General features: G+C 59.5%; 7 protein-coding genes and 1 pseudogene. 2 read left to right on the top strand and 6 right to left on the bottom strand.

Annotation, left to right across the window (positions count from 1 at the left end; translation table 11 throughout):
* Positions 1-489 precede the first annotated feature (489 nt).
* From VL15_RS07480 to VL15_RS07465, 4 genes are read right to left on the bottom strand one after another with little or no spacing between them, the layout of a single operon-like run.
* Positions 490-4,611, bottom strand: coding sequence for an SAV_2336 N-terminal domain-related protein (locus tag VL15_RS07480; protein ID WP_048244483.1), 4,122 nt, complete (start codon positions 4,609-4,611; stop codon positions 490-492).
* Positions 4,611-5,630, bottom strand: coding sequence for an AAA family ATPase (locus VL15_RS07475; RefSeq protein WP_053077591.1), 1,020 nt, complete (start codon positions 5,628-5,630; stop codon positions 4,611-4,613). Before VL15_RS07475 ends, VL15_RS07480 begins: the two co-directional genes overlap by 1 nt.
* Positions 5,627-7,612, bottom strand: coding sequence for a caspase family protein (locus VL15_RS07470; RefSeq protein ID WP_048244481.1), 1,986 nt, complete (start codon positions 7,610-7,612; stop codon positions 5,627-5,629). Before VL15_RS07470 ends, VL15_RS07475 begins: the two co-directional genes overlap by 4 nt.
* A complete protein-coding gene (locus tag VL15_RS07465; protein ID WP_155420143.1) occupies positions 7,602-8,858 on the bottom strand; it encodes a hypothetical protein in 1,257 nt (418 codons plus the stop codon). Before VL15_RS07465 ends, VL15_RS07470 begins: the two co-directional genes overlap by 11 nt.
* 681 nt (positions 8,859-9,539) lie before the next feature.
* On the opposite strand from VL15_RS07465, the pseudogene VL15_RS39700 reads away from it, so the two are divergent.
* Positions 9,540-9,819, top strand: a pseudogene (locus VL15_RS39700) (IS110 family transposase); the annotation flags it as partial.
* 293 nt (positions 9,820-10,112) lie between these two features.
* On the opposite strand, the gene VL15_RS43105 reads toward VL15_RS39700, so the two are convergent.
* A complete protein-coding gene (locus tag VL15_RS43105; protein WP_230684368.1) occupies positions 10,113-10,286 on the bottom strand; it encodes a hypothetical protein in 174 nt (57 codons plus the stop codon).
* A 406-nt stretch (positions 10,287-10,692) separates the two neighbouring features.
* On the opposite strand from VL15_RS43105, the gene VL15_RS07455 reads away from it, so the two are divergent.
* Entirely contained in the window at positions 10,693-11,712 is a 1,020-nt protein-coding gene (locus VL15_RS07455) for a DNA-binding protein (protein ID WP_048244477.1), read from the top strand.
* 132 nt (positions 11,713-11,844) lie between these two features.
* On the opposite strand, the gene VL15_RS07450 is transcribed toward VL15_RS07455, so the two are convergent.
* On the bottom strand, positions 11,845-13,416 hold the full coding sequence (locus VL15_RS07450) for a hypothetical protein (protein WP_048244474.1): 1,572 nt from the start codon (positions 13,414-13,416) through the stop codon (positions 11,845-11,847).
* Positions 13,417-13,521: the final 105 nt, after the last annotated feature.

Genomic DNA, 13,521 nt, shown 5'->3' with positions numbered 1-13,521 from the left:
TAGTCTTCAGGCCATGCCCTTGCTAGCCCTTGGATAGTGATAGTACTAGGAGGTCCCAATGGCGAGCGCCGTAGTTGAAGGAAACTGCCCCGGAATAGCCGAGTATTCGGAGCGCCGAGTGTGCGGGAAATTGGTCAATCTTTCCGAGTGGCCGACGTTTAACGAGGCATGGCATGCCGATAATCGTGCTGGACGCGATGGGCCTGGCAAGCTTGGCGGCCGCACGCACCGATGGTTGGTCGCCGTCGGTGCGGATGCCGTCGTCGCGCTCAATAACGGCTACCACCGGGCGTTCCTGCTTGGGGCCGTCGCGGCGGTCTTGGCTTCGGCGCCGACGTGGTCGTTCATGCGGCCCCGCGCGGGGCCAGCCGCAAGGTGAGGCGTCGTCTACGGCTTCGATCTAAGGCAAGCCTACGTACTCCTTCCCGCCGATGCTTGGTCGTTTGGCGGAAATCACTGACGAGCTTCCGGAATTCTCGATCCCGTCGCTCAAGAGGGGCGCGCGTTTTCACCCAATTGGTTACCGCGCCATTTCGCCGATTCAATGATCCGTAAATCATTTCGAGCAAAATCCACAATTTCTCCTGCTATGTTGTTGTTCCGGGGGCGATTGACAAATGACTCCACACGCAACAGGGCTGAGGGGGAAAGCTTGCTTAACAGATAGCAAGTATCGATATTGATCAAACTCAGCGATGCGACTTGTGCTGACGTCACCAGCAACGAGGCGTTGGGGACATTGGAAAATTTCTGCAACTGTTTATCTCGAAATTGACCGGCTCCAAGCATAATTGGAGTCAGTGTCGGTTCTGGAATTTCCCTCAAAAAATTCATTGCTAGTGTGGCGGTAGCGATGTCTTTTGTTATAAAGATGACTTTCCCAGGTTGCCTTCCCGAGCGCAAGCGCTCATCGAATATTTTTTTGTAAATCTCTTGAAATATCTTTACATCCTCAAACAGTCGATGCTTATCGATTTTGTGGCCGAGCAAAACTCGATCACGACGAATTCGCGGTGCGACCAAATAGCCCGCCTCCACGGCTTGATTGCGGCTGTACTGTGCGATAAGCGGACCGAAAGCCCCGATCGCAGAACGCCCTAATAGTAACCGCTCATCGCCGAATTGAATTCGAATTGCTCTCTTAAATAATTTTAGATTTGTGAGCGACTGATGATGCAAATTCAGGCCTATGATCAAGCAAGCGCGATCCTCCGCATCTCGCAGTTTTCTCAAGCAATGCGCCGTTGTTACTATGATGTGCCGCCGTTTTTTCGATAAGAGATAATCTAACTCATCGCCTGAATTAACAGTCGATGTCAGCGGCTGGCCGGATAGCTCGACTGCTTTGGAGCGAAGAAAAGAATCACTGATATCCGCGGCAATTGACGTGCTGTTTGCAACAATGATGTACGGCAGATTCACTGTCTGTTTTAGGCGACGGCATTCAATAACGTAGTCAATCAGTGTATTGGTCACTCCAGTGCCGATGGGCTGCAATACAAGCCCTATGCGACCGCCATTTAAGTTGGCGTTTTCGGTTGCCTGAACGGCCATCCGCGACAACCAGTGTTGGTAGTCACGGAGCTGAATATTGGCAGTCACGGGCGGCGGATGCGGCGTAGTCCCACGCAGGGTGCGCCGTAGCGCTTCGACTTTGGCCAGGATCTCTGCTGCGCCGGGCTCACTGCTTTGGTCTGCGATCTCCGCAGCCTTGTGCAACTCCATCATGGCAATGGCTTGATGGTTATCGTGTTGCGCCAAGGTCGCGGCGTGGAGGTGCCATTTGGCCCGTAACAGGCCCTTGTGCACGCTTGCCATGCGATGGCAGAAGCTGCGCCACGCCGTCATCGGGCCGACTTCCATCGCATACGCTATAAAGCCATCTCCGATTCTGTTGCCGGCATCGGGAGGGCTGCGCTCCAGCCACTCTTCCAAAGCGGTTCTCGCTGAATCCAACTCAGGCCAATCCGACTCCCCCCCCTCTACGCGCTTGAGAATCCATGCTGTCCATTGCTCCATGGCCGGCGCGGCAAGTTCGGGATATTGCGCGCGAAGACATGCTGCATACAGAGGAACAAGTCGCAGCGTTTCGCGTTGCTGGACGAGATTCAGGGCATGTGCTGCTTCCCAGATGTTCGCGGCGTCCGGCACGTCGTCGCTACGCGTGGAGGTATTGCGCGGTAGCGCAATGATGGCATTGGCCAGATTGTCAGTGGCCCCATCCATGGGGCCGTGGGCCAGCAATGCCAGGCGTTGAAGCGGTTTAACGTTACGTCCCAACTTGAACGGCCAGCGCAGGCATAGATCGTGATAGTACGGTGTACAGCGACGTACCAAATCGTCAAAGCAATTCTCTGCTTCAGGCAAGCTAGCGGACGCTTTGAACGTTTGCCGGTCAAGACCCAGCCAATACGACAGGTTATCTTGCAATAGTGAATTGTTCAATATCTTGGCTGCGATATACAGTGCTTGCGGCAGCCCGAATAGCGCTTTGGCAATAGCGCCGATCAACTCATACTGCGGCATTGCGCTGTCGCTCAGACGGCGCAGCAGCGTCGTGCTCGTTTCGACATTCAGACCGTCCAGTTTCATCACAGTCCAGTTCTCGCGCCGAGTCGAATCACCGACTGCGTACCGTCCGGCAAGCAGCATAGGGAAGTCGTAGGCCTGACGATTCAGTGCAACGCATTCTTCGTAGGCAGCCTCGGTATCGATATCGTCGATAACGACCAGACGCCTGCTTTGACGTAGGCGGTCAAAAAGCCAGTCGGCGGAATTGCCTTCTTGTGGCCGGTCTGGCCAATGAGTCGCCAGCGTGTCCAGTAGTGGAGTGCCTGGTGTGGCATTCACGCGTACGTAGTCCGCGGCCTGGTGTTGTGTTGGCAACCCATGCGACAGGAAGTAATCCAATAAGGATGTCTTGCCGATACCGGCGGGACCGGTGATCATAAGCGGTGTCGCGGACTCGGTTTGGGCGACGGCCCGCCATGCCCGAAGGTGCCCGAGTTCCTGTTCTCGGCCCACAAAGACTTGTGGCTCTTCAGGGGGACGCGTCGATGCCTCGACCGAAACCTCTGGCGCCCGCCAGTTTTCCAGAACCGTACGAGAGACGTCTGCGAATGGCAAGGCCCACTCGCTCAACCGGGCATTCCCGGCCGGGGATTCAAACGTGGCCAAGTGAGCACTCTCTCGTCTAGCGCTCTCCGCGAGCGCATCACCCACCCGTCGCAGTTGTTCCTTGATGCGGTCTTCTTCGCTATACCGGAGCTCTTTGAACAGTGCTTCGGCCACGCCCGCAAAAAAACGGTAATGCCGCTCTTGTCCGCCATCATCGATTGTTTGGCGCTGCAATAGGCCGCCTACCAGCACTTCGGCCAATACCCCCTCGTCAGTGTCGGGCTGCATCGTCCGTTGCACCAAGCGCATGATGGGTAGCGTGACAGGATCGATGCGTGAGAGGAACACTGCCATGTCGTAGGCGGCAGTCGAAACGATGCTGCGATACAGTGCGACTCGTTCGCCTGGAGTTGGCGCGGTATCCGGAGCAGGCTCGGTCATTTCGGTCTTCGGGATGCTGATATAGACCCCAGGCATGGCGCCGCCCTGGCTGCTAATGCCGCGTGCCCATGCACCGATACTCGCGGGATCCAACTCAAGCAAGGGAATAACCAAGCCCTCGTCTTCGCTGTCATCCAGCCACCACGGCGCTTCGTAGCCCATTCGGGTGTTGGGCCCGGCGGGAGCCGAGGAATACAGCATCAGACTCGGGGCGCCAATGTGAGTATGGCGCCACGCGGCACGCGGCAGCATGTGCAACATGCTCACGGATGTCCTCTGTCCCAGGCCGTGGATGAACCGCTGTACGCTACCATTGCGCCACCGTTTACTGGTTCCATCCGTGGCAAAGATCACCAGTCTGCCGTGGTTGTCGCCGGCCAGCGTTTGCATGCCATAGTCGCGGCCGTTGCCTATGTTCGTCAGACGCAAATGGACGTCTCCGCTGAGACGGTAGACGTCCACGTGGCGCAAGCCGCTATCCTGGCGCAGGATCGTGGCAAGTTCGCCCAGCGCTTGGCGGCGAATCTCCGCACTCGTACAGTCTTCGATCACCAGCGCCACGTCGAACTGTCGCTCGCGCCTGGGCCGCATGATTGGTAACCAGACACCGCTGTCGGCTGCGTGTGTGGCGGTCGCTTCTTCATCTAATATTCCGTTTCGCCACGATGGTACACGCCGCGCAAAAGGCGTCAGGGCACGCCGGTAGTGCTCCGTTGCCGCGATACGTGCTACACCCGGCACGAGCAGTGTGTCGCCGCGCAAAGTGCCGGTGACTGTATCGGCATACAGCGACTCCCTATGTACTTGCGGCACCGGGGAAGAGGCCAGGGCAGCGGCAGGCTGCGGTCTGATCGCTGTCGACTCGTCGGTAACGGGGGGGCTGACTTCGGCCGCTTCGGCGCGCATCTCATCCTCGCCCTCTGCCTCCCGTGCTGGGCGTTTGGCCTCGTTTGCGGCGTCGATACGGGCCGCCAGCCAGACGATATCCAGGACTTCGTCTGCACCTGACGTCAGTCCAGCCGTGGCCAGACAATGAATGAGGGCCTCGTGCATCAGCTCTTTCGTCCCAACCCGGTTTGCAGTCGGTTACGGAGGGACGCTCTATCATCGTCGTTCATTGCGTAGGCGCCCATGACCAGTTGCGCTGCATTGAGCAAATGATCCGTCGCTAACAACTCGCCGCGTTGGGCGCGATCGATAAACTCGGTGATCAAGTCGCTCGAACGCTCCGCCATAGACGCGCCCAAGTGCGCCGCGACAATGGCAGTCAAGCGCTCGCGGTTCGCAAACGGGTCGGGCATTCGAAGCTGCAGACACCGGCGAAGAAACGGGGCTGGAAAATCACGCTCACCGTTGCTGGTGAGAATGACCAGAGGAAATTCATAAGACTCGACTCTGCCGTCGGTAATTCGGACTTTGCCGTTGCCGCCAAAGCCTTGCACCTCAATATCTTGTCGGCCTAGGCGACTCAATTCAGGAATATGAAATCGGCCTTCGTCGAGAATATTGAGTAGATCGCTAGGCAGGTCGAAGTCGGCTTTGTCGATCTCATCGATCAAGAGAATCCGCGGTCGGTGCGACGGTAGCATGGCCGTACCGAGCGGACCGAGTTCAATGAAATTCCCGATGGTGACAAGCTGCGTGTTCACTGCGTCTTGCTGCTGGTGTTGCACGCGACCGATCGCGTCATAGCTGTACAGCGCGTCGCGCAGTGTGCTGCGTGAGGTCACCCCCCAGCGCAAGGGCTCACCCAAGCCCAACTCATAGGCAATGGAATCGACCAGCGTAGATTTGCCGCTGCCGGGGCTACCGGTGACCAGCAAGGGGCGGCGAAGGTGGATCGCGGCATTAACCATCTGGATGGCGTCGTCGTCCACTTGATAGGTTCTACCGTTATTGATAGTGGCAGCAGCCAAGGGTGGGCGCTTCTCGTCTGCCGGTACGCTCTCGGGCAAGGCACGACGCGGCCGCCATGGTGGCGGTTCGGGCAGATCCCAGCATTCGCGCTCCTGGCGGTTGCCGAGGTAGACACGCCAGTCGGGCCGGAGCTTGTCGTTGCGAGGCTTCTTCATGATGGGTCGTGAAATCGATGTTGATGACGGGCGGCTTTGGGAAGGTATTCTGGTAAATCCCATACGATGCCCAGCCCCTCTATCGTGGGCATTTCATAGTCGTTCGCTTGCTCGTGCGGCACCCGAAGTGGCGCACGAGCAAGTTCATGGCGATCAAACGAACGCTGTACCTTGGCACGCCTGATTTCACTCTGGCCCGGATCGTCTGGCTGTGGTAGCCATAACAAGCACGGAATTCCCGCCCGCAACGATGCAGCAAGGGAGTGAATCCTGGTATCTTCCGAATCGGAAGATACATGCTCAAGAGCAAGGCAAACAGGACCCGGAGTGCCAATTTGCTGCGCGGTTGCATCATAGAACTTCGGGTTGGCACCGTCTGCGCTGCCAGCGTTCAACCAAACAAGGCGAGCGCTACCGCCGTTTGTGATGTAGTTGGATATAGCGAGCTGCGTCTCTCGGCGACGGCTGACGAATCGAGGGTGCAAATTCGACACCGTGAGCGGCTCAGCCCAATGATAAAGAACCTGATAGCCGGCGATTAGAGGGCGGCGGTCACCAGTTTCCGAGTTTACGATGATGTTCTCAAATCCGGCGATCAACAATTCGGTCGGAACGATGAAGCCGATGCGTAAATCCTGATTGTCATAGATATATCCCAAGGCCGTATCAATGATGTCGGGTAGATGTTCTTGCAGCGTCGGCAGAGGGTTGCCTGGAGCGCAGGCTATGGTCATTCGTTGGGTGTCCGATCGATCATCAGGCGTTTCCAGCCACCACTGAATGGCTGCGCTGTCGCGCTGCTCCATCAGCACAAACAAATCAGCATGCGGTCTCTGTGCGACCCTAAGCTCTGCGTCCAGTTTCCCCTCCAGAAGCATATAGGTGCCATCGGGGGCATTGGCACGGGCCCATTGCGCCAGTTCTGGCTTGTTGCAGATGTCCGCGAGGCGTTTAGCGAACTCGATCAACGGCGGTGCGGCATCATCAAACTCCGGCCGGGTATCGTCCAGGTCTTTGATATATGCCTGAAGGTCGGTGCCAGTGACACTCCGGCCAGAAGAAGGCAGTGAGCGCAGATAAGCGCGCTGGGTCGATTTCGGGTTCAACCTCAGACCCGCAGTAACGCTTAGCAAATCCCGCGCAAGGGAGGACAGCGGCGGATTCGCGCGTCCCCGATGATCGACTGAATAGCCATCCTTGCGCAACACCGGATATTGGTCTTCCAGTTCCGGGTGATGCTCGATCGCCTTAAAGGCCGCTTCAACGTCCGCCAAGGTGCATGAGTTCTGGTTGGCCAGAGCTTGCAGGAAGAGGGCGGAAAATACGCCGCGCTGCTTCTCCTTGTCGTCTTTCGTCTGCTGTCCCTTGGATGCGGCATAGATGTGGTATTGCGTCGTCGCCAGCGCGAACTCGCCGGTGCCGGAGAGCGCGACCACCATGGGCTGGTTGGTCTCGCCCAGCGAGCCGAAGCTGGTTGCACAAACATCAAAAATCAATACCTGCTTCTGCACATGCTCCATCGAGCGGCAGGCGGCGGCGCGCAGCATGTGCTGCACACAAATGCACTTGGGATTGTTGGGCTCCGCGTCGGTCGTCAACAAATACTGGCGCCATTCGCGGTCGTCCAACACACCATGACCGCCCCAGTACACCAGGAGCGCGCATGGCTGTCTTCGCAGTGTCCTGAGCTTCGGAAAGAGTTCTGCGGCGAAATAGCTGCTGATTCTATCGGCAGTGGCAAGCCTCTCAGAAATCTCGTCCCGCAGTCGCGCTTTCCAAGCTTTGATCTCTGGTTCTTGCCAGCTCGACTCAGAGAGAAAGACAGCGATGTTCTTCAGCGGGACACCCTGGCCCAGCAACCAGTCGGCAAATCGCTGCGCGTCCCGCGCCGGGCCGGCAAGCGTCCAGTCAGGCCCATACCCATAGTGATCAATACCGACCACAACGGCGTAAACTTGGTCAGGGGCGACATCAAGCATCATCGAACAAGTTGAATACTTGGCGCCAGAAGGGCTCATGGCTCAGGTACGCACTATGCGCTGCCGGAAACGACAACTTGCTCGTTACGCGGTAGTCCTTCACCAGATCACCGAAGACTCCCTGTCCCAAGTAGCTGAGCAAGTCATTGGGATCGTAAAAGTTGCTCCAGGCAGGAAAGTTCGCCGGTAGCTTCCTGTCATTGGGCAATGTGCGCAAGGCATTGATTTCGTAGAGGAATGACGCTTGCGAACCGAAGGTAATCAAATGCTTGAGATTGTCTCGCCTCCCTCGTTCGATCAACGTTTCCACACAAGCGATGCCGCCCAGGCTGTGCGCCATCAAATAGACTTCATGATGGGAAAGTGCGACGAGTTTGTCCCAGATGAAGTCGCGCAATTCCGCGCCACGCGCCTGGTACACCAAGATGTCGCCAGCCGCCGGTGCCGTGCCATCAGTCAGTTCCGCACGATTGCGGCGCGAATACCATGTGCCTATTGACGCGCCTACTGACTGAAGTGGGTTCAGTAACAGGCCAGCCACGCCACGGGTATCGAAAGCTATTGCTTGGGCGATGATCTTAGTCAACTCCTTGCAACCGTCTTCGTCAGGTACCGGTAATCCATTGAACAAGGCCTGCTTCAACACTGAAGCAAGCACGGCCCGCGCCAGCACCTCGCGGTGGCCATCCTTCCCCGAAACCGGACTTCTTTGGGCATCGACAAAGGGCTCGGACGCGATTATCCATTCAACAATCGTCTTAAGGCTGGCAGCGGCGTCCACTACACCATCTGGCGCAGGAACGGTGTACGGGGCAAGTGCGTCGACCACGCCCTGGTTGCCGGGCAAGGCGGCAAATTTCGCCCGCAACACGTCTGCGGGTGGTGTCTGGTTCGGAGAGCGTACGGCCGCAGACGAGTGCCCCCCGTCACCCCGTAAAACAAAGGCCTGCAACTCGAGCAAAGGATTCAGCAGTAGCAAATCCCAGGATTGCTCCGGCGCGGAGCTCTTCTCGTCGCGACGCCCGGCAGTTTCTTCGTACAGGGGGACAGACGCCCCCCCAAACTTAAGTCGCGCACCAAGCTCGGCGCCCCAAAAACACTCAGCGAAGCGCACGGGTTGACGTGTCGTGCCGGCTTTCGATTTTTCGGCACCGTAAAGCTTTAGTTTCTGCTCGATAAGGTATTTTGATGCCAAATAGCCAGATTCCCGTACGCCTGTGCCATGTACGAACAGAAGGATTTTTGCCATTGGTGGTCCTGGGATATTTTTTGGCGTGATGGTGCCGCTGGCGGCGCCACATCAACTGCCGATTTCTTATTCGAGGTTACCATGTTTCACAGGAATTTTATTGGCATATATCTCTTTTTGGTGTAGGAGCCGAGGGTCTTCAAGGGGGGGGCTTCGTCCGCCTTTAAGGGATGTTTTTGGCGGCGATCATCGACGCTCTTGGGGGGGGGGGCAGCCTCTCGCTGGGCTTTTCATTGGCCTCGCCGTTTAGGTAGTTCGCGGCGACATGGTGCGCGCAGACTTGGGGAGGGCCTTCGTGCGAATTTGTTGTGGTGGGGCAAAGGTGCCCCGTGGCTCGCGACTTCGATTGCGCCCCTCGGTTGCGTGATACGAGGCGTCGCAGGCGAGTTGTTTGGTTGCAAAATTTTGTAACTCCCCTCCAACAGCATTCAGCGGCTGGGTGGTTGGGCGGTTGCAAAATTGTGCAAATGCTCTTTGCGCAATATTGTTCTTCTATCAGATGGTTGCAGAATTTTGTAACTCCTCCCGAACTGTGAACCGTACCGAGTTTTATGGAGGCTCCAACTCTTGAGAGAAATGGTATGGACGCCTCCCTCCCGTATCGTGAGGCGCAGGCCTTCGACATGAGCGAGCGCATAGCGCAAGATCACCTGGATCTTCACGGCGAAGCGGAGGCTAGCGATGAATCTGACACCAGTTGGAATCGACATTGCAAAGACGGTTTTCCAGGTGCATTACGTAGACCATGACACTGGCGAGGTTGCGAACAAGCCAATCAGACGCGCTGCGTTTCTTGAACATTTCGCGAACTGGTCCCCTTGCCTTATCGGAATGGAAGCGTGCGGCGGAGCGCATCACTGGGCACGCAAGCTGGTGCTGATGGGGCATCAGGTCAAGCTGATGCCAGGGGAATTCGTAAAGGCGTTCAACATCCGCAACAAGAACGACGCGGCGGATGGCGCCCTAGTCAGAAACAGTTGCGAGCGCCGCGTAGCAATTCGCACGCGCGTCATGAAGTGCGCGGTGTCGTCCGCCGTGTTTGCGGTAATACGCTTCCATTTTGTGGTGATCCAACGACGCGCCTCCAAGATGGCAAGCCTGCGAACCAATCGGTACGTCGCCGAGCAGGTCAACCAGTAGCTCCCAGTCCCCGCCGTAATCAAAACACAGTATCCGTGGCTCAGGCTCGCCAGAAAATTGATGGAGCCCCCCCCAAGCAACGTATCGTGCAATCTTTCGCGCGTGAACCCTCGATCAGGGAACTGGCAAGATCGCCGCGCGCACGAACTCGCTGCAGCTCCGGAGATCGAAATCGGAGCGCTCACCATAAAATTCTCGACCGTCCGCGGACACGATCGCGATGCGGATCAGGTCGCAATCCAGAAAATCAGTGAACTCGGTGTCCACGTATAAACGCAAGGGTGTCACGCGCCCTCCACAGGTGCCGCCGGTACATAGGCATCGCATCTAGTGTACGGAAATGCAGTACCCGCAGCGACCCAGGGCCCGTCACATGCCGCTCGGATAGGTACAAAATTGCGAAGACCGCCGCCAGCTGTCCGTCATACGACACCATTTGTAAGCGACCGCCCTCGCTCCAATTCCAGTCGACTGCTGTGTCGCCGCGCCTTATTGGACAAGGCTTCGCCGCACGTCAATCGCTGAAAGAGAGGCAGTTACAAATTTGTGCAGACAGACGGCCGAGATTCCGCGCGCCGCGCCGGCATCCTTCTATCTCAACATTATAGAAATAATGTCAAATCAATAGATCGCGATGATTGGATATTTAACGGTTTACGTTATATTATTGAAGAAATCACCGACGAAACCCGCCATGTCCGATCTCGCTGCCGACGAACCCCGCCTGACCGCCGAAATCGAGCGCCTCAAGGCCGACTTCCCGAAAACCCGCGAGCTGTATCGCGAAGCCTGCGCGCTGCTGTTCTTCCGCTTCGGCATCACGCCCACCGCGAACCGCCTGTACCAGCTCGTTCGCAAGGGCAGCATGAGCACGCCGACGGCCGTCCTCGGCGAGTTCTGGGCGGAACTGAGGGAAAAGAGTCGCGTCCGTATCGAACATCCCGACCTGCCGGCCGATCTGCAGGCGGCAGCCGGCGAGCTGGTCGCGGCATTGTGGAATCGATCGAGCACCGAAGCGGCCACCGCGCTCGACGCACTGCGCGCGGAAGTCGAAGCCGAGCGGGCGGCGGCGAACGCGGAAGTCGCCGCGCTGCAGGCCGAACTCGGCCGTACCGAAACAGCGCTGGAACAACGCACAGCCGCGCTGCTGACCGCGCAGGTGCGCATTCAGGAACTGGAGCAGGTGAGGGCGGCGGACGACGCGTCGCGGCGCGCACTGCAATCGGACGTCGAACGCCTGAAGGCCGACAACACGGAAGGCGATCGCGCACTCGTGCAGGCTCGCGCGGATTTCACCACCCAGCTCGACCGGCTGCGCGACGACGCGGGCCGGGCCGAGGAACGCTTGCGCGCATCGGAGAAGCGGGCGCTTCAGGAGATCGATCGCGAGCGGCTCGCCGCCGCGCGGCTGCAAAAGGAACTCGATGCCACGGCATCGCGCGCAGAACAACGCGATGCGCAGCACCGCAAAGACATCGCCACGCTGCAGACGCAACTCGGCGACGCGCTGCATCGATGCGGCGTCCTTCAGGGGCAGCTCGACGGTGCGCAGGCGACCGATGCGGCGCGCGGCAAGGAGCTCGATGCGCTGAGACGAGAGATGACGGTGCTCGCGCGCCGGGCCCCGCTGCGCGGCGCCAAGACGGCGCCGGCCGCGCAGCGAGACGAGCGAAGAACGCGCACGCGAAAGCGTGCCGACGAAGCGGCGCGTTGACGGCGAAACCAGCAGCCGGCGTGCGTCAGCCGAAGACGACGCACGCTGAGGCACACCGACGCACACCGAGGCAGGCAAGCGGCGAAACAGGCGAGATGCGCCGCACCGGAAACGCCTGCCTGCCCATTCAACTCAGCTCAGCACATACTTCGACGGCAGCGGCGGCGCGTCCGCCGGTATCGTCACAAGCGACGTGTTCAGCCAGCCCTGCGGCGTGCCGTTCGACTGCGCGTAGGCACCGACGTACGGCATCATCCGCGTCGTCTGATAGACCTGCGGCGTCCAGCCGGCCGGCGCGAGGAAGATCGACGTCGCACGCTTCTCGCTGTACGCGGACGCGCCATACGTCGAGATATTCCACAGCGTCTGCTGATACGTCGCGTAATCGGCGTTGTGACGCGAACCGCCGGCTTGCCAGCCTTCGAGCTGGATGAACGTGTTGTACGTGCCGGCGCCCGCGAGCAGGTTGTTCACCGTGCGCCCGTACAGGAACGACAGGATCAGCCCACAGTTCGCCGGCGCGAAATCGCTGCCGACGCTCAGGTAATAACGGCCCGTCGTGTTCACGACCGACGCGTAGTGCGAATTGCCGATATCCGTCGATGTCGTCAGCCCGCTCGCCCCCATGAAACTGTCGAACGCCTGCATCGTGACGCCCGCCGGCAGGTCGCTCGTCGCGCTGATCGCGACGAGGTGCGAACCGGCCGCCAGCAGCGTCAGGAACGCGGTCAGCGTGTCCGCGATCCAGTTGCCTTGCGCATCGACGAACGGAAACGCGCGATAACCCGTCAGCGCGAACACGGCCGGATCGGAGCCGGCCTGCCACGCGATCTGCGGCACCCACATTGTCAGCGGGCCGGCGCTCGATGCCGTGGACACGTACTGCTTCAGCGCATCGACGAGCTGCGCATCGGCGCCGGGCAGCTCGCCATACGACGCGCCGTTCTGCCAGCGCTGCACCCATTGCGCAACGAAACCCGCAAGCTGGCCGCCGGTGAAGTCGGCGGGGGGCACGTAGCCGAGCGGGCCGGTGCTCTGGTAGGCCGACTGGATCGCCGCGGCCGTGCGCACGTTACTGCCGAACATGCTGTTCGCGAAATCCTGGCAGTTGTTGGCCGGCGGCGTCGCGAGCTGCGCGAGCGGGACGACCCAGGCGCCGTTCGCGGTCGCGACGCCGCGATACAGGTTGAGATTCGCGACCGAGTCGTGGCCGGGAAACGTGGCGGCGTCCGCGCCCGACACGTAGCCGGCCGACGGCGTAACGCTGACGGTGGTCGGTTGCGATCCGAACGGATGCGTGTACGAGATCGCGAACGATGCATCGCCGCCGCCGAGGTTGAACGATCCCGCGCAATCGCCCCAGCTGTTCGACGCGCTGACGGCAGTCGATTGCCCGGTTGCAACCAGCGCTTGCGACGCCTGCGGCACCGACCCGCTCTGGCTCGCCGCGTTGCCGAACGCGAGCGTCGTCGACGGGATCGCATTGACGACGTTGATCGTGATCGAGCGATCGGCGATGCCGTAGCTGCGCGCGGACGCATCCGCCGCGCCGGCGGCGGCGAACGACGACGCGGACGTCGTGCTGCCGTCGCCGCCACAGGCGGCCAGCGTGCCGACGAGCGGCGACAGGGTCAGCGCGGCGCCGCGCTGGATGAAGCGCCGGCGGTTCGGCGCGGACGGGCGTTCGGGTTTCGAAGCAGTCATGGGCGTTCCTGGTCACGGGTTCGGGAGGAGGCAACGACAGTCCGGCGCATTGCACACGTGTGCAATGCCGGCCGCGGTTTCGCGCTCGCCGGCAGATGCGCCGCG

This window comes from Burkholderia cepacia (assembly GCF_001039005.1).
Taxonomy (GTDB): Bacteria; Pseudomonadota; Gammaproteobacteria; order Burkholderiales; family Burkholderiaceae; genus Burkholderia; species Burkholderia theae.
Note: the sequence above shows the minus strand (reverse complement) of the source record. Positions and strands in the feature narration are given on the sequence as shown.

Coding starts and splice junctions, on each gene's coding strand:
- VL15_RS07450 (WP_048244474.1), bottom strand. CDS start 13,416: ATGACTGCTTCGAAACCCGAACGCCCGTCCGCGCCGAACCGCCGGCGC.
- VL15_RS07480 (WP_048244483.1), bottom strand. CDS start 4,611: ATGCACGAGGCCCTCATTCATTGTCTGGCCACGGCTGGACTGACGTCA.
- VL15_RS07470 (WP_048244481.1), bottom strand. CDS start 7,612: ATGATGCTTGATGTCGCCCCTGACCAAGTTTACGCCGTTGTGGTCGGT.
- VL15_RS07475 (WP_053077591.1), bottom strand. CDS start 5,630: ATGAAGAAGCCTCGCAACGACAAGCTCCGGCCCGACTGGCGTGTCTAC.
- VL15_RS07455 (WP_048244477.1), top strand. CDS start 10,693: ATGTCCGATCTCGCTGCCGACGAACCCCGCCTGACCGCCGAAATCGAG.
- VL15_RS07465 (WP_155420143.1), bottom strand. CDS start 8,858: ATGGCAAAAATCCTTCTGTTCGTACATGGCACAGGCGTACGGGAATCT.